Source organism: Microbacterium sp. Z11_20 (assembly GCF_057197605.1).
Genome location: NZ_JBXVOQ010000001.1, coordinates 550,849 through 569,422, shown reverse-complemented (window position 1 = coordinate 569,422; position 18,574 = coordinate 550,849). Strand labels below are relative to the sequence as shown.

At 71.9% G+C, this 18,574-nt stretch carries 17 protein-coding genes and 1 tRNA gene; 6 read left to right on the top strand and 12 right to left on the bottom strand.

Annotation, left to right across the window (positions count from 1 at the left end; translation table 11 throughout):
• Positions 1-7: 7 nt before the first annotated feature.
• From AC2DFQ_RS02755 to AC2DFQ_RS02745, 3 genes are read right to left on the bottom strand one after another with little or no spacing between them, the layout of a single operon-like run.
• Positions 8-955, bottom strand: coding sequence for an FKBP-type peptidyl-prolyl cis-trans isomerase (locus AC2DFQ_RS02755; RefSeq protein ID WP_484509363.1), 948 nt, complete (start codon positions 953-955; stop codon positions 8-10).
• A gap of 9 nt (positions 956-964) precedes the next feature.
• Entirely contained in the window at positions 965-1,975 is a 1,011-nt protein-coding gene (locus AC2DFQ_RS02750) for a tRNA (adenine-N1)-methyltransferase (protein ID WP_484532870.1), read from the bottom strand.
• Positions 1,972-2,658 carry an HAD family hydrolase gene (locus AC2DFQ_RS02745; RefSeq protein WP_484532869.1) on the bottom strand — a complete coding sequence of 229 codons (687 nt, stop codon included), beginning with the start codon at positions 2,656-2,658 and terminating at the stop codon, positions 1,972-1,974. The genes AC2DFQ_RS02750 and AC2DFQ_RS02745 overlap by 4 nt, the downstream gene beginning before the upstream one ends.
• A 107-nt stretch (positions 2,659-2,765) precedes the next feature.
• Between AC2DFQ_RS02745 and AC2DFQ_RS02740 the strand changes: the two genes are divergently transcribed.
• Entirely contained in the window at positions 2,766-3,635 is an 870-nt protein-coding gene (locus AC2DFQ_RS02740) for a PAC2 family protein (RefSeq protein ID WP_484509366.1), read from the top strand.
• A gap of 41 nt (positions 3,636-3,676) precedes the next feature.
• Here the strand turns inward: AC2DFQ_RS02740 and AC2DFQ_RS02735 are convergent, their stop codons facing one another.
• Together AC2DFQ_RS02735 and AC2DFQ_RS02730 are read right to left on the bottom strand one after the other, a co-directional pair.
• The gene (locus AC2DFQ_RS02735) at positions 3,677-4,507 is read right to left on the bottom strand and encodes an undecaprenyl-diphosphate phosphatase (RefSeq protein WP_484509367.1); all 831 of its coding nucleotides are present in this window, start codon (positions 4,505-4,507) and stop codon (positions 3,677-3,679) included.
• Between the two features lie 9 nt (positions 4,508-4,516).
• Entirely contained in the window at positions 4,517-5,818 is a 1,302-nt protein-coding gene (locus tag AC2DFQ_RS02730; RefSeq protein WP_484509368.1) for a M20/M25/M40 family metallo-hydrolase, read from the bottom strand.
• 152 nt (positions 5,819-5,970) lie between these two features.
• On the opposite strand from AC2DFQ_RS02730, the gene AC2DFQ_RS02725 reads away from it, so the two are divergent.
• Positions 5,971-6,055, top strand: a tRNA-Leu gene (locus AC2DFQ_RS02725).
• Between the two features lie 184 nt (positions 6,056-6,239).
• On the top strand, positions 6,240-7,586 hold the full coding sequence (gdhA, locus tag AC2DFQ_RS02720) for an NADP-specific glutamate dehydrogenase (RefSeq protein ID WP_484509369.1): 1,347 nt from the start codon (positions 6,240-6,242) through the stop codon (positions 7,584-7,586).
• Positions 7,587-7,593: 7 nt separating this feature from the next.
• Here the strand turns inward: gdhA and AC2DFQ_RS02715 are convergent, their stop codons facing one another.
• Together AC2DFQ_RS02715 and AC2DFQ_RS02710 are read right to left on the bottom strand one after the other, a co-directional pair.
• On the bottom strand, positions 7,594-8,685 hold the full coding sequence (locus AC2DFQ_RS02715) for a VIT1/CCC1 transporter family protein (protein WP_484532868.1): 1,092 nt from the start codon (positions 8,683-8,685) through the stop codon (positions 7,594-7,596).
• A gap of 132 nt (positions 8,686-8,817) precedes the next feature.
• The gene (locus tag AC2DFQ_RS02710; protein WP_484533126.1) at positions 8,818-10,650 is read right to left on the bottom strand and encodes a DEAD/DEAH box helicase; all 1,833 of its coding nucleotides are present in this window, start codon (positions 10,648-10,650) and stop codon (positions 8,818-8,820) included.
• 159 nt (positions 10,651-10,809) lie between these two features.
• On the opposite strand from AC2DFQ_RS02710, the gene AC2DFQ_RS02705 reads away from it, so the two are divergent.
• Positions 10,810-11,724, top strand: coding sequence for an SGNH/GDSL hydrolase family protein (locus tag AC2DFQ_RS02705; RefSeq protein WP_484532867.1), 915 nt, complete (start codon positions 10,810-10,812; stop codon positions 11,722-11,724).
• 30 nt (positions 11,725-11,754) lie between these two features.
• On the opposite strand, the gene AC2DFQ_RS02700 is transcribed toward AC2DFQ_RS02705, so the two are convergent.
• Positions 11,755-12,567, bottom strand: a complete 813-nt coding sequence (locus AC2DFQ_RS02700) for a TrmH family RNA methyltransferase (protein WP_484532866.1) — start codon at positions 12,565-12,567, stop codon at positions 11,755-11,757.
• A gap of 68 nt (positions 12,568-12,635) precedes the next feature.
• Between AC2DFQ_RS02700 and AC2DFQ_RS02695 the strand changes: the two genes are divergently transcribed.
• Positions 12,636-13,502 (top strand): Sir2 family NAD-dependent protein deacetylase, encoded by an 867-nt coding sequence (locus tag AC2DFQ_RS02695; protein ID WP_484509373.1) that lies wholly within the window; start codon positions 12,636-12,638, stop codon positions 13,500-13,502.
• A gap of 9 nt (positions 13,503-13,511) precedes the next feature.
• The gene (locus AC2DFQ_RS02690) at positions 13,512-14,114 is read left to right on the top strand and encodes a histidine phosphatase family protein (RefSeq protein ID WP_484509374.1); all 603 of its coding nucleotides are present in this window, start codon (positions 13,512-13,514) and stop codon (positions 14,112-14,114) included.
• A gap of 45 nt (positions 14,115-14,159) precedes the next feature.
• Here the strand turns inward: AC2DFQ_RS02690 and AC2DFQ_RS02685 are convergent, their stop codons facing one another.
• The 4 genes from AC2DFQ_RS02685 to AC2DFQ_RS02670 are packed head-to-tail and all read right to left on the bottom strand — an operon-like array spanning position 14,160 to position 18,569.
• Positions 14,160-14,975, bottom strand: coding sequence for an HpcH/HpaI aldolase/citrate lyase family protein (locus tag AC2DFQ_RS02685; RefSeq protein WP_484533125.1), 816 nt, complete (start codon positions 14,973-14,975; stop codon positions 14,160-14,162).
• Positions 14,969-15,448 carry a MaoC family dehydratase gene (locus AC2DFQ_RS02680; RefSeq protein ID WP_484532865.1) on the bottom strand — a complete coding sequence of 160 codons (480 nt, stop codon included), beginning with the start codon at positions 15,446-15,448 and terminating at the stop codon, positions 14,969-14,971. The genes AC2DFQ_RS02685 and AC2DFQ_RS02680 overlap by 7 nt, the downstream gene beginning before the upstream one ends.
• Before the next feature lie 9 nt (positions 15,449-15,457).
• Entirely contained in the window at positions 15,458-16,645 is a 1,188-nt protein-coding gene (locus AC2DFQ_RS02675) for an acyl-CoA dehydrogenase family protein (protein WP_484532864.1), read from the bottom strand.
• On the bottom strand, positions 16,617-18,569 hold the full coding sequence (locus AC2DFQ_RS02670; RefSeq protein WP_484532863.1) for an acetyl/propionyl/methylcrotonyl-CoA carboxylase subunit alpha: 1,953 nt from the start codon (positions 18,567-18,569) through the stop codon (positions 16,617-16,619). Before AC2DFQ_RS02670 ends, AC2DFQ_RS02675 begins: the two co-directional genes overlap by 29 nt.
• Between the last annotated feature and the right edge of the window lie 5 nt (positions 18,570-18,574).

The following is an 18,574-nucleotide window of genomic DNA, read 5'->3' as shown; positions in this document are numbered from 1 at the left end:
CGGGGCGTCAGCCGTCGATGCCGAGCAGATCGATCACGTAGATCAGGGAGGACCCGCCGGGGATGGCGCCCTGCGACTCGTCGCCGAACGCCTCGCCCGGAGGGACCACCACGAGCACCTGCGAGCCGACGGTCTGGCCTTCCAGGGCCGAGACCACCGCGGGGGGAAGGGTCTCCGGCGACACCTCCGCCGGCGTGGAATCCCACGTCGTGTCGAAGACCTCGCCGGTCTGCCACACGACGCCGGTGTAGTGGGCGCGGGCGACGTCGTCGGCGGTCAGCTCCGGGCCGTCCCCGCGCGTGATCACCTCGACCACGACATCGGCGGGCGGCGTGGCGTCGGGCACGATGATGCCCGGTCGCCCGTCGGGGGCGCGCACGACGGTGGGGAGGCCATGGCCCTCGGTGAACTGGTCGGCGCCCTCGGCTTTGGGCAGGTAGACCTTCCGCACGTCGACCACGGCGACCGCCGACTCGTCCTCGCCGAGCCCGATGCTCTGCGCTGCGCCTTCGGCGAGGTCGTCGGGCGCGAGGCCCACGACCAGCCGCGAACCCTCCGTGACGCAGTCGAGCGCGCTCACCAGCCCCGGGAATCCCTGCAACCACTCGGACAGCGTGAACACCCGGGTCAGATCGCCGCTGTACGGAGTGGCGATCACGGATTCGCCGGTATCTCCCCCGGCGACGGTGATGTCGAGCACGACCAGTTGATCCTCGTCGACGATCTCGGTGCCGTCGCCTTGTTCGAGCACCTTCGATGCGGTGGAGCCGACGCGGAAGGGGGTGCGGACGTCCACCGTGGGCTCTCCGTCACCCGAGCCGGAGACCTCCACGGCGTCGAGGGCGGAAGCGTTGCGCATGGTCGGGTTGCACGACTCGTCCGGTGTCCCCGAGCATCCGACGAGACCGACGGCGAGGAGGGTCGTGGCGGCCAGGAGAGCGGGAGTTCTACGCACCGCAACAGTCTAGGGGGTGGGTTCCTCGGCGCCCCGCTCGCCCGCCTGCCGCACTCCTTCGGCGGCACGCTGGGCCTCCCGCACGCGCTTACGCAGGTTCTTGTCGGTGATCTCCCGGTCTCCGACGGCTCCGGGCGTCCACAGCTCGACATCGTCATCGCCGTAGCTGCTCTTGGATGCGCGCCGTTTGACCTCCGGCGGCACCGCCCCCGGCGCGAGCCGCCGCGCGGTGAGGAGGAACCCGGTGTGGGCGACCATCCGGTGGTCGGGACGCACGGCGAGGCCCTCGACATGCCAGCCGCGCACCATCGTCTCGCTCGCATCCGGGTCGGTGAACAGGCCCGTGGCGCGGATGAACTCGGCAACCCGGCTGAGCTGGGTGGCGGTCGCGACGTAGCAGAGCACCACCCCGCCGGGGGTCAGCGCGTCGGCGACGACGTCGATGCACTCCCACGGGGCGAGCATGTCGAGCACCACGCGGTCCACCGAGCCGGCAGCCACGGATCCGGGGAGCTGTTCGACCAGATCCCCCACGATCAGCTGCCACGTCGACGGCTGGGCGCCCAGGTACGTCTCGACGTTCGCGCGCGCCACCTCGGCGAACTCCTCGCGGCGCTCGAAGGACACCAGCCGCCCGCTCAGCCCGATCGCGCGGAGGAGCCACAGGGCGAGCGCGCCGGAACCGACCCCCGCTTCCACGACCACGGAGCCGGGGAAGATGTCTGCCTGCGCCAGGATCTGGGCGGCATCCTTCGGGTAGACGATCGCCGCTCCCCGCGGCATGGACATGACGAAGTCGCGCAGCAGCGGACGGAGGGCGAGGTACTCGTGGCCGGCGCTGTTGGTCACGACGCTGCCATCCGGCTGACCGACGAGACTCGCGTGCGGAAGCACGCCGTTGTGGGTGTGCAACTCTCCGCCCTCGCGCAGGGTGATCGTGTGCAGGCGCCCCTTCGGGCCGGTGAGCTGCACGCGGTCGCCGATGCGGAACGGGCCGCTCAGGTGCGGGATCTCGCTCATCGGGCCGCCTCCTGCCCGACCGCGTGTGCGGCGTGGAGCGCGCGGAGGTCGTCCGTGGTGCGGCCCTCCAGGCTCGGCCACAGGGCGTGCGCGCCGACACCGGTCAACGACAGCATCAGGGGCACCCCGAGGGACACGGCGCCGCTGGCCAGGGCAGCGCGCAGGCCATTGGGCGAGTCCTCGATCGCGACGGTGTCGGCGGGATCGACGCCGAGCGCGGCGCACGCCTGCAGGTACGCATCGGGGTAGGGCTTGGGCCGTGTCGTGTCATCGCCCGCGACGACGACGTCGAAGGCATCGAAGTCGATCAGATCCACCACGCTCGTGGCCATGCGCCGCATCGACATCGTCACGAGTGCGGTCTTCACTCCCTGGGCCTTCAGATCGGCCAGCAGCTCTCGGGCTCCGGGCCGGAACGGCACCCCGGTGGTGGCCAGGCGCGCCATGACGTCGTCGGTGAGGTGATCGATGATGTCGGGCACGCTCATCCGCACTCCCGCGTCCTGGAAGATCCGCGCGGAATCCTCCAGCCCCATCCCCACCAGGCGCAGTGCCTGCTCGTGCGACCACGTCCCGCCGAAGCTCTCCACGAGCGGGGTCTCGGCCGCCATCCAGTACGGCTCGGTGTCCACGAGGGTGCCGTCCATGTCCCACAGGACGGCGGCGGGCAGGGGCGAAGTCATCCGTCCATCGTATCGAGGAGGGATGGGGGTCCCCCACCCGGTCCGGCCCGCCCGGCGCGCGATGCGCCTATCCTGGAGGGATCGCGTGGCAGGGCTGAGGAGGTTGCGTGGACGCACTGGGTCGCCGGGTTCTGGTCACCGCGTTCGACGGCTGGAACGACGCGGGCGAGGCCGCCTCGGCCGCGGTGACGCTTCTGCGCGAGCAGGGCGGGTACGAGCCGGTGTTCTCCGTCGACCCCGAGCTGTACTTCGACTACCAGTACACGCGGCCGCACATCGTCACCGACGGTGAAGGCCACCGCACCCTGCGCTGGCCGGCGGCCACGCTGTACAAGCCCGCTCAGCCCTCCCGGAGCGGAACGCAGCTGTGGCTGCTCACCGGGGCAGAACCGGCGCGAGCGTGGCAGGCCTTCGCGAACGAGCTGGTCGACATCGCGCTGCGCGAAGACATCACCGGGATCGTCTCGCTCGGCTCGATGATGTCGGACGTGCCGCACACCCGCCCCATCTCGGTCTTCGCCGGGAGCGAGAACGAGCGCCTCCGCGATGAGCTGTCGCTCGAGCGCAGCAGCTACGAAGGCCCCGTCGGAATCCTCAGCGTGCTGTCGGCTGCCGCGGATGCCGCGGGCATCCCCTCCGCGAGCCTGTGGGCCAGCGTGCCGCACTACGTGGCCGGTCACACGCCCTCGCCCAAGGCGACGCTCGCGCTGCTGGACCGGCTCGAAGACCTCACCGGCGCGGAGGTGCCGCGCGGCGACCTGGCCAGCGAAGCGGCCGCGTGGGAGGCGTCCATCGACGCCGCGGCAGCGGATGACGAGGAGATGACGGAGTACATCCACCAGCTCGAGCGCACCCGCGACACGTGGGACTCCCCCGAAGCATCCGGCGACGCCATCGCGCAGGAGTTCGAGCGCTACCTGCGGCGCCGCACCGATGGGCCCGGCAAGCCCGGCCGCGACGAGCCACCCCGCCGCTGATCCGATTCGTCGCGGAGCCGGCGCGTCGCTGAGCCGGCGCGTCAGTACGGCTGGAGCACGTTCGTGGCCAGCAGCACCATCAGCACGACGCCCAGCACCACGCGGTAGATCACGAAGGGCAGGAAGCTCCGCCGCCTGATGTACTGCATGAGGAAGGCGATCACGGCCAGCCCCACCCCGAACGCCACGACGGTGGCGATCCCGGTCTCCGCCAGGTTGTACGGTCCGCCCGGCGACTCGAAGCTCTGCAGGAGCTCGTAGAAGCCGCTGCCGAAAACGGCGGGCACGGCCAGGAGGAACGCATACTCCGCTGCGGCGGGGCGGGTGTACCCCAGCGCGAGACCCAGGGTCGTCGTGGCCCCCGAGCGCGACACGCCCGGGACCAGGGCGAGCGCCTGGGCGAAGCCGTAGGCGATGCCGTGCGGGTAGGTCAGGGTGTCGAGCTCCCGGTTGCGCCTGCCCCAGCGGTCGGCGGCCCCCAGCAGCAGGCCGAAGACGATGAGCACGATGGCGACGAGCCAGAGGTTGCGGAAGGTGTCGCGGATGACGTCCTGGAACACGAACCCCAGCACGCCGATCGGGATGGTCCCGATGATGATGAGCCACCCCATCCGGGCGTCCGGGTCGTTGCGGGGCACCCGGCCGGCCAGTGACTGGGCCCAGCGGGAGATGATCCGCACGATGGTGCCCCAGAAGTACACGAGCACCGCCAGCTCGGTGCCGATCTGGGTGATCGCGGTGAACGTCGCGCCGGGGTCGGTGGCCGAAGGCAGGATCTCACCGACGATACGCAGGTGCGCGCTCGAGGAGATCGGCAGGAACTCCGTCAGTCCCTGCACGAGCCCCAGGATGATGGCCTCGAGAACGTGCATGCGCGCCTTTCAGTAAGTCCGCAGGAGATCGGTGAGCACGCGCCGGCCGAATTCGAGAGCGTCCACGGGCACCCGCTCATCCACGCCGTGGAACATGCCGGTGAAGTCGAGGTCGGCCGGCAGCCGCAGGGGCGCGAATCCGTAGCCGGAGATGCCGAGGCCGGCCAGCGCCTTGTTGTCGGTGCCGGCGCCCAGGAGGTACGGCAGCACGGGCACGCCCGGGTCGGCGCGGTCCAGTGCCGCCACCATCGCGTCCACGAGGTCGCCGGCGAACGGTACCTCGAGGCCGATGTCGCGGTGGACCAGCTCCACCTCGACCCCGGGGCCGACGATCTCGGAGATCTGGGCGAGGACGGCATCCTCCGTCCCCGGCAGGGCGCGGACATCCACCAGCGCCTCCGCGCGGTCGGGGATGACGTTGTGCTTGTACCCGGCCGTGAGCCCGGTGGGGTTCGCGGTGGTACGCAGCGTCGAGCGCAGGAATGCCGCGGCGGCGCCCGTGCGCTCGGCGAGGGCGTCGGGATCGGCGCGGTCGCCGCCGGTGAGGTCGGCCAGAGCGTCGAGGAACTGGGTGGTCGTGTCGGTCAGACGTACCGGCCACGGCGTCCGCCCGAGGGCGGCGACGGCTTCCGCGAGCGCGGTGATGGCATTGTCGGGGTGCACGCGGCTGCCGTGCCCGGCGCGACCTCGCGCGACGAGCTTGATCCAGATGAGCGCCTTCTCCCCCACCTGGAGCAGGTACGCGCGGCGATCGCCGATCGGGATGGAGTACCCGCCGACCTCGCTGATGGCCTCGGTCGCGCCGGCGAACCATTCGGGGCGGTCGCGCACGACCAGTCCGGAACCCTCGATGCCCCCGTTCTCCTCGTCGGCGAAGAACGTCAGCACGAGGTCGCGTTCGGGCTGGCCGCCGGAACGGAGGATGTCGGCGACGGACGTGAGGATCATCGCGTTCATGTTCTTCATGTCCACCGCGCCGCGGCCCCACAGGAGCCCGTCACGGATCTCACCGGCGAACGGGTCGACGCTCCAGTCCTCCGCGATCGCGGGGACCACATCGAGGTGCCCGTGCAGCACGAGCGCGGGCTTGTGCGCATCACGTCCCGGCACGCGCGCCATCACGTTGGTACGGCGCGGGATGGGCTCGTAGTACTCGGGCCGCAGTCCGAGCGTCTCCAGATAGGCGCCGACGTACTCGGCCGCCTCACGCTCGCCCTCGGCGCGGCCGCCGCCGTAGTTCGACGTATCGAAGCGGATCAGTTCGGAGGCGATTCGGGCGACTTCGGGGTAGTCGGACGAGCTCGGTGCCATGCCGACTACGCTACCGGTCGCGCGAGTCCGCCCCGTGTTGCGCCGGGGCCCCTCCTCGAGCGCCGTCGGTCCCCGAGGGGGGACGGGCGATTATCGACGCCCTGCGCCGACGTGCTAATCTCGATCTTCGGTTGCGAAACCGATACACCCATGCGCGGGTGGCGGAATAGGTAGACGCGCTAGCTTGAGGTGCTAGTGCCCGTATAGGGCGTGGGGGTTCAAGTCCCCCCTCGCGCACAGAACGAAAAGGGTCCCGATAGGGGCCCTTTTCGCATTCCCCCCGCGCCGGGGCGACCGGCCGGGAGGGCCGGCGTGCAGGGGTGGTTTCCCGGATCGCGGCGGGCGGATAGCGTCGATGGCGGCGGGCCCCGTTCCCGGCGCGCCTGTCGCGTGCGGCAGAGCACCACCGGAAGGAGCATCCGTGTCCGTTCTCGAGCCCAGCCTCATCCCCGTCTACGACGAGGTCGTCCGCCGCAACCCCGGGGAGGCGGAGTTCCACCAGGCCGTGCGCGAGGTGTTCGAAAGCCTCGCTCCCGTCGTGGCGAAGCATCCGCAGTACGCCGACGACGAGATCATCCGCCGGCTGTGCGAGCCCGAGCGCCAGATCATCTTCCGCGTGCCGTGGACCGATGACGCGGGGCGCGTGCAGTTGAACCGCGGGTTCCGCGTGGAGTTCAACTCCGCGCTCGGCCCCTACAAGGGCGGCCTCCGCTTCCACCCGAGCGTGTACCTGGGCATCGTGAAGTTCCTCGGGTTCGAGCAGATCTTCAAGAACGCCCTCACCGGCATGCCCATCGGCGGCGGGAAGGGCGGCAGCGACTTCGACCCCAAGGGCCGCTCGAACGGCGAGATCATGCGGTTCTGCCAGTCGTTCATGACCGAGCTGTACCGCCACCTCGGCGAGCACACCGATGTCCCCGCCGGCGACATCGGGGTCGGCGGCCGCGAGATCGGCTACCTGTTCGGTCAGTACAAGCGCATCACGAATCGTTACGAGTCGGGCGTTCTCACCGGCAAGGGCCTCACGTGGGGCGGATCGCAGGTGCGCACCGAGGCGACCGGGTACGGCGTGGTGTTCTTCGTCGACGAGATGCTGCGCGGTGCCGGCGACGGTCTGGAGGGCAAGCGCGTCGTCGTGTCGGGCTCGGGGAACGTCGCCATCTACGCGATCGAGAAGGTGCACCAGCTCGGGGGCACGGTCATCGCGTGCTCGGATTCCGCCGGATTCGTCATGGATGAGGGCGGCATCGATCTCGATCTGCTGAAGGAGATCAAGAACGCCCGGCGCGGACGCATGAGCGACTACGCCGACGAGCGCCCCGGCGCGCAGTTCGTCGCCGGCGGATCGATCTGGGACGTGCCGTGCGATATCGCGCTCCCGTGTGCGACGCAGAACGAGTTGGACGCCGACGGCGCTCGGGCCCTGGCCCGCGGCGGGTGCCGCATCGTGGCCGAGGGCGCCAACATGCCCACGACCCCGGCGGCGATCCGGGCGCTGCGTGAGGCCGGCGTGCAGTTCGCGCCGGGTAAGGCCGTCAACGCCGGTGGTGTGGCCACGAGTGCGCTCGAAATGCAGCAGAACGCCTCGCGCGACTCGTGGACGTTCGCGCACACGGAGGAGCGGCTCGAGCAGATCATGCGCTCCATCCACGACCGGTGCCTCGAGACCGCGGACGAGTACGGCGTCCCGGGCGACTACGTCGCCGGAGCGAACATCTCCGCGTTCATCCACGTCGCCGACGCGATGCTCGCGCTCGGGCACATCTGACCGGCGATCAGCCGAGGCTCACGCCGAAGGCGAGTCCGACGAGGTAGGTCACGGCGGCGGCGCCGTAGCCGATCAGCAACTGGCGCAGCGCGCGGCGGAGCGGGGATGCTCCGGAGAGGAGGCCCACCGTCGCACCCGTGCCGAGCAGCGCCACGCCCACCAGCACGAGGGCCACGGCGACGGCGGCCAGTCCGGAAAGCCCGAAGATCCACGGCAGGACGGGGATGATCGCACCGGAGGCGAAGAAGAGGAAGCTGGAGGACGCCGCGCGCCACGCGCTGCCGACGATCTCGTGCGCATCGCCCGGTTCGGGTTCCCCGGCGCGCACGGCTCCGCGGCCGGACACCTGCGCTGCCGAGACGATGCGGCGCGCGCGCTCCAGGGACTCGTCGACGGGGAGTCCGCGCGTGCGGTAGACCAGCGCGAGCTCGTTGGCGTCGAGGTCGAGGTGCGGCAACGCGTCGTCGGCGTACTCGTTCGGTTCGGTGGCCTGGAGCAGCTCCCGCTGCGACCGCACGGAGACGAACTCGCCCGCGCCCATCGAGAGCGCACCGGCGAGGAGCCCGGCGATTCCGCTGAACAGGACGAACCCGGGCGCCACCCCGGCCGCGCCGATCCCCATCACCAGCGCGAGGTTGGAGACGAGTCCGTCGTTCGCGCCGAAGACCGCCGCGCGGAAGGTGCCGGAGAGCCGGCGGCGGCCCCGGGCGGCGAGCCCCCGCACGACCTCGTGATGCACCTTCTCGTCCGCGGCCATCGCGGCCGTCGCGTACGGCTCGTCGTCGTACGGCGAGCGTCCCTCGGCGTTCTGGGCGAGGGCGAGGACGAACAGCCATCCGAACCGGCGCGCCATCCAGGTCAGTACGCGAGTGCCCGCGCCCGGGCGCGGCAGGCGCGGGAGCTCGTCGCCGAGCAGATCGAGCCAGTGCGCGGCATGTCGGTCCTCGGCCTCGGCGAGGGCCAGGAGGATCGCCCGCTCCTCGCCGCTCCGACGCGTGGCGAGCTCCCGGTACACGCGGGCCTCGGCACGCTCATCGACGAGGTAGCGCGCCCATCGGCGACGGTCTCGGTCGGTGGGTGCGGCGGGCGCGCGGGTCACGAAGGCTCCGTTCGGGGTGGGATGCTTCCACGCTATCCATGCGCACCCGGCTGTCCGCTGCCGGGGTCGGAACTGCCAGCATTTCGGGGATCCGAAGCGCCCAGGACGGCGGGAGACGGCGCGCCTCCTGTGTCACGAGTGGACGCGCCTGCGCAGCACGTCGATGCGGGCCTGCAGTTGCGCCACGGTGGCGTGCGAGACGGCCGGGCCCCCGCACACCCTCCGCAACTCCGCGTGGACCAGTCCGTGCGCTTCGCCCGTCTGCCGCGCATACAGACCGACGAGGCTGTTGAGGAGCTGCCGCTGCTCTTTGAGGGTGCGGTGCAGCGGCTGCGGCAGGGTCGCCTCGGGGGGTTCGGCTGTCGTCTCGGGCGACGAGCGCGACTCCCGCGCCTCGCGTGACGTGCGGTGACGCGACTGGCGTGACACGCGCGACATCAGCACCTCGTGAACCTGGTCGGGCTCCAGGAGCCCGGGGATTCCGAGGAACTCCTCCTCCTCGGGGGTTCCCGGCAGCGCCAGCTGGCCGAAGTCCTTGCCGTCGTACATGACCCGGTCGAAGTGGGCGCGGGACCCCAGCGCCTGGAAGGCGAACTCCTCGGTGAGGCCGTCGGATGCCTTCTCGTCACGCTCGGCGGCGTCCATGAGGTCTTCTTCGGCGTTCCACTGGTCGTCGTCGGAATCGCGGTCCAGAGCGTGGTCGCGCTGACGCTCCAGCTCGCCGGCGAGGGCGAGGAGGATCGGCACGTTGGGGAGGAAGACGCTCGCCGTTTCGCCGCGCCGCCGCGCCCGCACGAAGCGCCCGATCGCCTGGGCGAAGTACAGCGGGGTGGCCGCGGACGTGGCGTACACGCCCACCGCGAGGCGAGGCACGTCCACCCCCTCCGACACCATGCGCACCGCCACCATCCATCGACTGGTGCTCTGGGAGAACTGCTCGATGCGCGTGGAGGCCTCGGCTTCGTCGGAGAGGACGACGGTGGGCGGCTCCCCGGTGAGGTCGGCGAGGATCGCGGCGTAGGCGCGCGCGGCGGTCTGGTCGGTGGCGATGACGAGGCCGCCGGCGTCGGGGATGTGCTCGCGCACCTCCGTGAGGCGCCGATCGGCCGAGCGGAGCACCGCGGGGATCCACTCGCCGTGGGGATCCAGCGCGGTACGCCATGCCTGGGCGGTGATGTCCTTGGTGTTGTCCTGGCCGAGCTGGGCTTCCATCTCGTCGCCGGCCTTCGTCCGCCACCGCATCTGCCCGGCGTAGACGAGGAACAGGACGGGGCGCACGACGCCGTCTTCCAGCGCCCGGCGGTACCCGTACGCGAAGTCGGTGCGCGAGACCCGGATGCCCTTCGCGTCGGGGTGGTACTCGACGAAGGGGATCGGGGCCGTGTCACTGCGGAAGGGGGTGCCCGACAGGAGCAGCCGGCGGGTGGCGCGGCTGTACGCCTCGCGCAGCGCATCGCCCCAGCTGAGTGCGTCGCCGCCATGGTGCACCTCGTCGAGGATCACGAGGGTGCGCGCATCGAGCGTCAGGCGGTGATGCACGGATGCCTTGACGGCGACCTGCGCGTAGGTGACGGCGACCCCGTGGTACTGCCGGGAGGGTGCCGCATGCCGGTTGCTGAAGGACGGGTCGAGCCGGATGCCGACGCGGGCCGCCGCATCCGCCCACTGGGTCTTCAGGTGCTCCGTGGGGGCGACCACCACGATCCGATCGACGACGCCCCGCCGCACGAGCTCGCTCGCCAGGCGCAGCGCGAACGTCGTCTTGCCGGCGCCGGGGGTGGCCGCAGCGAGGAAGTCGCGCGGGCCCTTCCCCACGCCGTCCGGGCCGTCGAGGCCGAAGTAGGTGTCGAGGGCTTCGGCCTGCCACGCACGCAGGCGCTGGGCCGTTCCCCACGGCGCGCGTTGCGGATAGGTCGGTGAGAGGTGTTCGGCCGCGAAGCTGCCGAAGTGCGCCTCGTTCCCCAGGGGATTCTCGGGGGTGAGGACCGGGTCTTCGTCCACGTTTCCTCCCCTCTCCGATCGACGCGACTCACTACCCTAGGCGATGCCGCCGACCTCTCCGCGCGGGTGGGAGGGGTAGCCGGTGGCCCGGGTGGGAGGGGTAGCCTGTCGCCCGGAGGAACGATGACGACAGACCCCGACGTCCCCGACCACGCCCCCGTCACCACGCACCCCGGAGCCCACCCCTGGCGCCGCTACGTCGCGATCGGCGACTCCTTCACCGAGGGCGTCGGCGACCCCGAACCCGGCTCCCCCGGCGAATTCCGCGGCTGGGCCGACCGGGTCGCCGAGGTGCTCGCCGCCCAGGCCGACGACTTCGCGTACGCCAACCTCGCGGTGCGCGGAAAACTCATCGCGCAGATCGCTGCGGACCAGATCGAGCCGGCCCTCGCGCTTCGGCCCGACCTCATCACCCTCTCCGCCGGTGGGAACGACGTCATCCGCCCGGGCACCGATCCGGATGCCGTCGCCCAGCAGTTCGAAGACGCCGTGGTGCACCTCACCCGCGACGGGGCGACGCTGGTGGTGTTCACCGGCATCGACACGAACTTCACGCCCGTGTTCCGCGGCATCCGCGGCAAGGTCGCGATCTACAACGAGAACGTCCGCGCGATCGCCGAGACCTACGGCTGCGTCGTGGCCGACCAGTGGGGTCTGAAGGTGGTGCAGGACATGCGGTTCTTCACCGACGACCGGTTGCACTACAACTCCCTCGGGCACCATGAGGTCGCGCGCATGGTGCTGCGCGCCCTGAACGTCCCGAACGACCTGCAGCCGATGCAGCCCGACCCGCTCCCCAGGACCACGTGGCGGGCCGCCCGCGCCCACGATCTCGTGTGGGCGCGCGAGCACCTCATGCCATGGGTGCTCCGGCGCCTGCGTCACAAGTCCTCGGGCGACCTCGTCACGCCCAAACGCCCTGAGCCGCTTCCGGTCGCCGCCGCTGCTGCTGCCGCCGCAGCCGCCCTGGCCCACGGGGCGGATGAGGCGGAGGCGGAGGAAGCCGCCCGTGCCGCCGCCCGTGGCCGGGGCTTCTGACGCGACCAGCGAGGACCCGCACCCCCGGGGCTAGTGGCGCAGGGCCCACAGGGCGACGGCCGATGCCGCCGCGACGTTGAGGGAATCCACTCCCCCGGCCATCGGGATGGTCACGATCGTGTCCGCCGCCGCGAGCGCCCGACGGCTCAGGCCGTCGCCTTCGGCGCCGAGGAGGAGCGCCACGCGGCCGGGGCGGGAGGCGGCGAATTCGTCCAGGGGCACCGCTGTGTCCGACAGGGCGAGCGCGGCCAGGTGCAGCCCGGCCTCGTGCAGCAGCGGGCCCGCCGCATCCCATTCGGGAAGACGCGTCCACGGCACCTGGAACACCGTCCCCATACTGACGCGGACGCTCCGGCGGTAGAGCGGGTCGGCGCACCGCGGCGTGACCAGCACGGCATCGGCCCCCAACGCCGCGACGCTGCGGAAGGCGGCTCCGACATTGGTGTGATCGACGATGTCTTCGAGCACGACCACGAGGCGCGCACCGGCGACCACCTCGGCCACCGGCCTGAGGGCGGGCCGGTGCATCGCCGCCAGCACGCCACGGTGCACCGCGTAACCGGTCACCCGCGCCGCGATCTCCTCCGAGACCACGTACACCGGCGCATCCCCGGCACCCTCGACCGTGGACATCAGCTCCTGCGCGTCGTCGATCCACTTCTCCTGCACCAGCAGCGACCGCGGCCGGTGACCGGCGGCGAGGGCACGCGCGAGCACTTTTGCCGACTCGGCGATGTAGAGCCCCTCGGCCGGTTCGCGCACGCGGCGGAGGGCGACGTCGGTGAGGTCGCGGTAGTCGCCCAGCCGCGGGTCGGCGGCATCCGTGATCTCGATCGTGCGCATGTTCTCACTCTGCCAGCAGGGCGGCGGCCCGCCGCCGCACGCCTACACTCGGAGGCGGAGGTGGGCCCGTGGCTGCTGTGTTCGCGCAGGATGCTGCGACGTCGGCTGCGCTCGGCCGTGCGGTGGACGCTCTGGCCGGACGCCGCCTCGCGATCCTCACGGGCGCGGGGGTGTCCACCGACTCGGGAATCCCCGACTACCGCGGGGCGGGCGCGCCGGTGCGCACCCCCATGACCGCGCAGCAGTTCCTCGCCGGCGAGGACGCTCGACGCCGCTACTGGGTGGGCAGCCATCTGGGGTGGCGCACCTTCGCCGGGGCACAGCCCAACGCCGGTCATGCCGCCATCGCGGACCTCGAGCGCTCGGGCGTGGCGACGGGGGTCATCACGCAGAACGTCGACGGGCTGCACATCCGCGCGGGCAGCCGCCGGGTGGTGGAACTCCACGGCACGATGCGGCGCGTGTTCTGCACGCACTGCGGCCAGGTGTTCGACCGGCGCGACCTCGCCGAGCGGATCGAGGCGGACAACCCGTGGCTGCGGGTGGATCAGGACCTGCCACTCGGACCGGACGGCGACGTCCGCCCCGAGACCGTGGAGGGCTTCCGCATTCCCGCCTGCACGGTGTGCGGGGGGACCTTGAAGCCGGATGTGGTGTTCTTCGGGGAGTTCATCCCCGCGGAGAAGTTCCGGGAGGCCGAGCAGCTGTTGCACGCCAGCGGTGCCCTGGTCGTGGCGGGGTCCTCCCTCGTCGTGAACTCGGGGATGCGTCTGGTCGAGCGGGCGCGGCGGCGCCGCATCCCCGTGGTGATCATCAACCGCGGCGAGACCCGCGCCGACGCGCGCGCGACGGTCAAGATCGACGCCGGCACGAGCGAGGTGCTCACCGCCCTTCGCGCGGCCCTCACCGCCGACCCGGCCCCTGACCCCGGTTAAACTCGTGCGGTGACGCTCCTCACCCTCATCCGCCACGGCGAGACCGACTGGAACCGTGACGGACGCGTCCAGGGCGCGACCGACATCCCCCTCAACGACACCGGCCGCGCTCAGGCACGGGAGGCGGGGATGCTGCTGGCCGGGCACCGCGACACCGACACCCCGCTCGTCGTGGTCTCCAGTGATCTCTCGCGGGCCGCCGAGACCGCCGACATCATCGCCGACGTCCTGGGCGTCGCCGCTCCCTCGCGATATCCGGGGCTCCGCGAGCGGGCGTACGGCGACGCGGAGGGGCTGACCGCCGCCGAATTCCACGAGCGCTGGGGCACCTGGCACGGCGCGGAGGTGCCCGGCGCCGAGGCGTGGCCCGACGTCCGCGAGCGCGCGGTGCGCGCCATCCGCGAGGTGGTGCGCGACGCGCGGATCGCCACGGCACCGCGTGCGCCGGAGGTCGTCGCCGTCGCCCACGGCGCCCTCATCCGCCAGGTCATCCGTCACGCCAGCGGCGAGGAACTGCCGCCCGAGGGCGAGCGCCTCCCCAACGGATCGGCGCACACGTTCCTCGTCGAGCGCGACCACATCCGGCTGCTGTCCTACGTCGGCGCGGCGTAGAACGCGCGCGGCACCGGAGGCGCGGCACCGCGACCCGGGGCGTGCTCAGAGTCGTGAGCGCTCCAGGATGCGCCGGGCGTGGACGAGCACGGGTTCGTCGACCATCCGGCCCTCGTAGCGGAACACCCCGCCCGCGTTCTCCGCGGCGCGGAGCACCCCCTCCGCCCACGCGACGCTGGCGGCATCGGGAAGATAGGCCGCGCGGATGATGGCCGCCTGGGACGGGTGGATGCACGCGGTCGCACCGAACCCGGAGGCGGCGGCGTCCTCGGCTTCTGCCCGGAGCCCCGCGACGTCGGCGATGTCGAGGTGCACGGCATCGATCGCCGCCTTGCCGTTCGCCCGGGCGGCCAGGAGCACCCGCGACCGGGCGTAGCGGGCCACATCGCGGTACCGGCCGCTCCCGTCGCGGCTGGACGTGCCGCCGAGACTTGCCACGAGGTCTTCCGCCCCCCACATGAGGGCCACGACCCGGTCGGATGCGGCGAGTGCCTCCGCCTCGGCGACCCCCTTCGCCGTCTCACACAGCGCGACGATGCGGAAGCGGGGGTCAAGCGCCCGCAGTGCCGGCACCGACTCGCTCTTGGCGACCATGACCGTGCGGAAATCGGTCTGCGAGAGGGTCGCCAGGTCGGCCACGAACGCGTCGGTTCCCGGCGCCGATACGCGCACGATGGTGCGGTCGGGATCGAGGTCGGCGTCGATGAGCGCACCACGAGCGGCGGTCTTGTCTCCCGGGGCGACGGCGTCCTCGAGGTCGAGGATCACCCCGTCGGCGCGGGCGGCGGCCTTCGCGTAGCGCTCGGGACGGTCGGCCGGGCAGAAGAGCAGCGCGGGCCCGAGCGTGAACCCGCTCACGATCGGCCCTCCGCATCCTCGCGCCACATCAGGACCGTGCGCGTCGCGGTGGCCACGACCGTGTCGAGCTGCGAGCGGCCGGTGTGCCGCATCGTCACGATGCCCTGCCCCGGTCGTGAGGCCGACGGGCGCGCCGCGAGGATCTCGGTGTCGGTGTAGAGCGTGTCGTCGGGAAACAGCGGCGCGGGGAACGCGATGTCCGCCAGTCCCAGCTGGGCCACGAGAGTCCCCTGCGTGAGCTGGTCCACCGACGCACCGACCATCGTGGCCAGGGTCCACAGGGAGTTCACGAGCGGCCGTCCGAACGGCTGGGTCGCCGCATACGCGGCGTCCACGTGCAGCGCCTGCGGATTGGCGGTCAGGGAGGAGAAGAGGATGTTGTCGGCCTGTGTCACCGTCCGGCCGGGGCGATGGAGGTACCGTGCTCCGACCTGGAACTCCTCGAACCACAGGCCACGTTGCACGATGCCGCTCACGTCATCACGCTACCCGGTCAGGCCCAGCGCGCGTGAGATGACCAGCAGCTGCACCTCCGTCGTGCCCTCGCCGATCTCGAGGATCTTCGAGTCGCGGTAGTGCCGTGCCACCGGGTACTCATTCATGAAGCCGTTGCCGCCGAACACCTGGGTGGCATCGCGCGCATTGTCCATCGCGGCCTCTCCTGCGACGAGCTTGGCGATGGCGGCCTCCTCCTTGAACCGCTCCCCCACGTCGCGCAGGCGCGCGGCGTGCAGCCACGCCAGACGCGCCGTGTGCACGCGGGCGCGCATGCGGGCGAGGAGGAACTGGATGGACTGCCGTGACGACAGTCGCTCGCCGAAGACCGTGCGGCTCTTGGCGTAGTCGACGGCCGCCTCCAGGCATCCCTCCGCAGCGCCCGTGGCCAGGGCGGCGATCGCGATCCGCCCCTCGTCGAGGATGTGGAGGAAGTTCGCGTAGCCGCGGCCGCGCTCGCCGAGGAGGTTGCCCTCGGGCACGCGCGCGCCGGTGAAGGCGAGCGGATGCGTGTCGGAGGCGTGCCAGCCCACCTTGTCGTAGCCCGGTCCCACGACGAATCCGGGGGTGCCGTGGGGAACGATGATGGTCGAGATCTCCGGGCGACCGTCGGCGCCGCGGCCGGTCACCGCGGTGACCGTGACGAACCGCGTGATGGCGGTGCCCGAGTTGGTGATGAACTGCTTCGTGCCGTCGATCACCCACTCGCCGTCCTCCAGCCGCGCGGTCGTGCGCGTCGCGCCCGCATCGCTCCCGGCTTCGGGTTCGGTCAGACCGAACCCGGCCAGTGCGCGGCCGGCGAGCAGGTCGGGGAGAAGGTCGGCTCGCTGCGCGTCGGTGCCGAAGCGGAAGACCGGCATGGCCCCGAGGCTCACCCCGGCCTCGAGGGTGATGGCGATGGATTGGTCCACACGCCCGAGCGCTTCGAGTGCGACGCAGAGTGCGGCATAGTCGCCGCCCTGGCCGCCGACCTCTTCGGGGAAGGGCAATCCGAACAGCCCCAGATCGCCCATCTGGGCGACGATGTCCAGCGGCAAGGTCGCCGTGCGGTCGGCCTCGTACGACCGGGGCGCCACGACCTCATCGGCGAAGGCGCGGACCATTCCGGCGAGCTCGCGCTCGTCCCCGGTGAGTCCGACGGTCAGGGTGTCAGTGCGCACGGCGCTCCTCCTCGGCATGGGGTTCGACGTCGGCCACGCTCTGGTCGCGGGCAACGGACGCCCCGACGGCGACCCGCAGGCGCGCGATCCCGTCGCGGGGGGCGGTGAGGGTGTGCTCCATCTTCATGGCCTCGATGGTCAGCATCCGGTCACCGGCGGCCACGCGCTCGCCGTCGGCGACGTGGAGGGCGACCACGGTTCCCGGCAGGGGCGCGTCCAGCGAGGGAGCGATAGCCGCCGATGCGTGACCCTCGAGCCGGCGCATCGTCGCCTCGCGTCGCGAGACCGGTACGACCCGCACCGTCGACCCGGCGTGGTGCACCCACACGCCCTGCCCCGCCTCCCGGGCGATGACGGCGCGGGGGGATGCGGCCGTCTCGCCGCCGACGGCGACCATGCCGGCAGCGGTGTCGAAGACCGTGTCGGTGACGCGGCGCCCGCCGCCCGTCCGCCAGCCGTCCCCGCGTGCCCAGAGTTCCCCGCGAGGAGGCGCGAGCGCGTCGCGCGCGGCGGCGAGGACCGCCTCCGACGGCGGGCCCGGTGCGGCAGGCGGCAGGCGGTCCAGCAGCCCGGTATCGAGGTCGCCGCGACGCACCCGCTCGTCGGCGAGCACCGTCCGCAGGTAGGCGATGTTGGTCTCCACACCCAGGAGCACGGTGTCTGCGAGGGCGGCATCCAGCCGCGCCAGGGCACTTCCCCGATCGGGGCCACCGGCGATCACCTTCGCCACGAGCGGGTCGTAGTCCACGCCCACGCTGCTGCCCGTCTCCACCGCACCGTCGGTACGGGCCCCTGGCGCCGATCGCCACACGAGCACGTCACCGGTGGCGGGGAGGAAGCCGCGTTCAGGACTCTCCGCGTAGACGCGGGCCTCGATCGCCCACCCCCGGATCCTCACGTCCTCCTGGCCGAACGGCAGCGGCCGGCCCGCCGCGATCTGCACCTGCTGCTCGACGAGGTCGAGTCCGGTGACCAGTTCCGTGACCGGATGCTCCACCTGCAGGCGCGTGTTCATCTCGAGGAAGAAGAAGTCGTCGGGGCGCTCTCCCGAGACGAGGAACTCGACGGTTCCGGCGCCCCGATACTGCACGCTGGCCGCCGCCGCACAGGCTGCCGCTCCCAGGCGCTCGCGCAATGCCGGACCGACGACCGGTGACGGCGCCTCCTCGATCACCTTCTGGTGGCGTCGCTGCAGAGTGCACTCCCGTTCGCCCAGATGCACGACGGTGCCGGCCGCGTCGCCCAGCACCTGCACCTCGATGTGGCGGGGCGCGGAGATGAACCGCTCGAGCAGCAGCGTGTCGTCGCCGAACGCCGCCGCAGCCACCCGCCGCGCCGTCGCGAGCGCGGACGCGAGGTCTCCGGCGTCGCGGACGACCTCCATGCCCTTGCCGCCCCCGCCGGCCGACGGCTTCACGATCAGCGGGTAGCCCACCTCGGCCGCCCGCTCGGCGATCTCGGCGTCGCTCATCCCCTCCGCTCCGAAGCCCGGAACGATGGGGACCCCGGATGCGGCGACGTGATCGCGCGCGCGGATCTTGTCGCCCATGACCTCGATCGCGCGCTCCCCCGGACCGATGAAGACCAGGCCGGCGTCCTGGCACGCGCGGGCGAAGGCGGCGTTCTCGGAGAGGAATCCGTAGCCGGGGTGGATCGCCTGCGCCCCCGTCGCCCGTGCGGCGGCGAGGATCGCCTCGGAGTCGAGGTACGACGATCGCGCCGCGGCCGGGCCGATGCGCACCGCGACGTCGGCCTCGCGCACGTGGGGCTCGCCCGCGTCGGCGTCGCTGTAGACGGCCACCGAGCGGATTCCGAGGCGCCGGAGTGTCCGCAGGATGCGCCGCGCGATCTCCCCGCGGTTCGCCACGAGTACGGTGTCGAACCCTTCGACAGGCTCAGGGACCGCCCTTCCGCCAGGCTCAGAGGTCGGGTGCACTCTCATGGCGC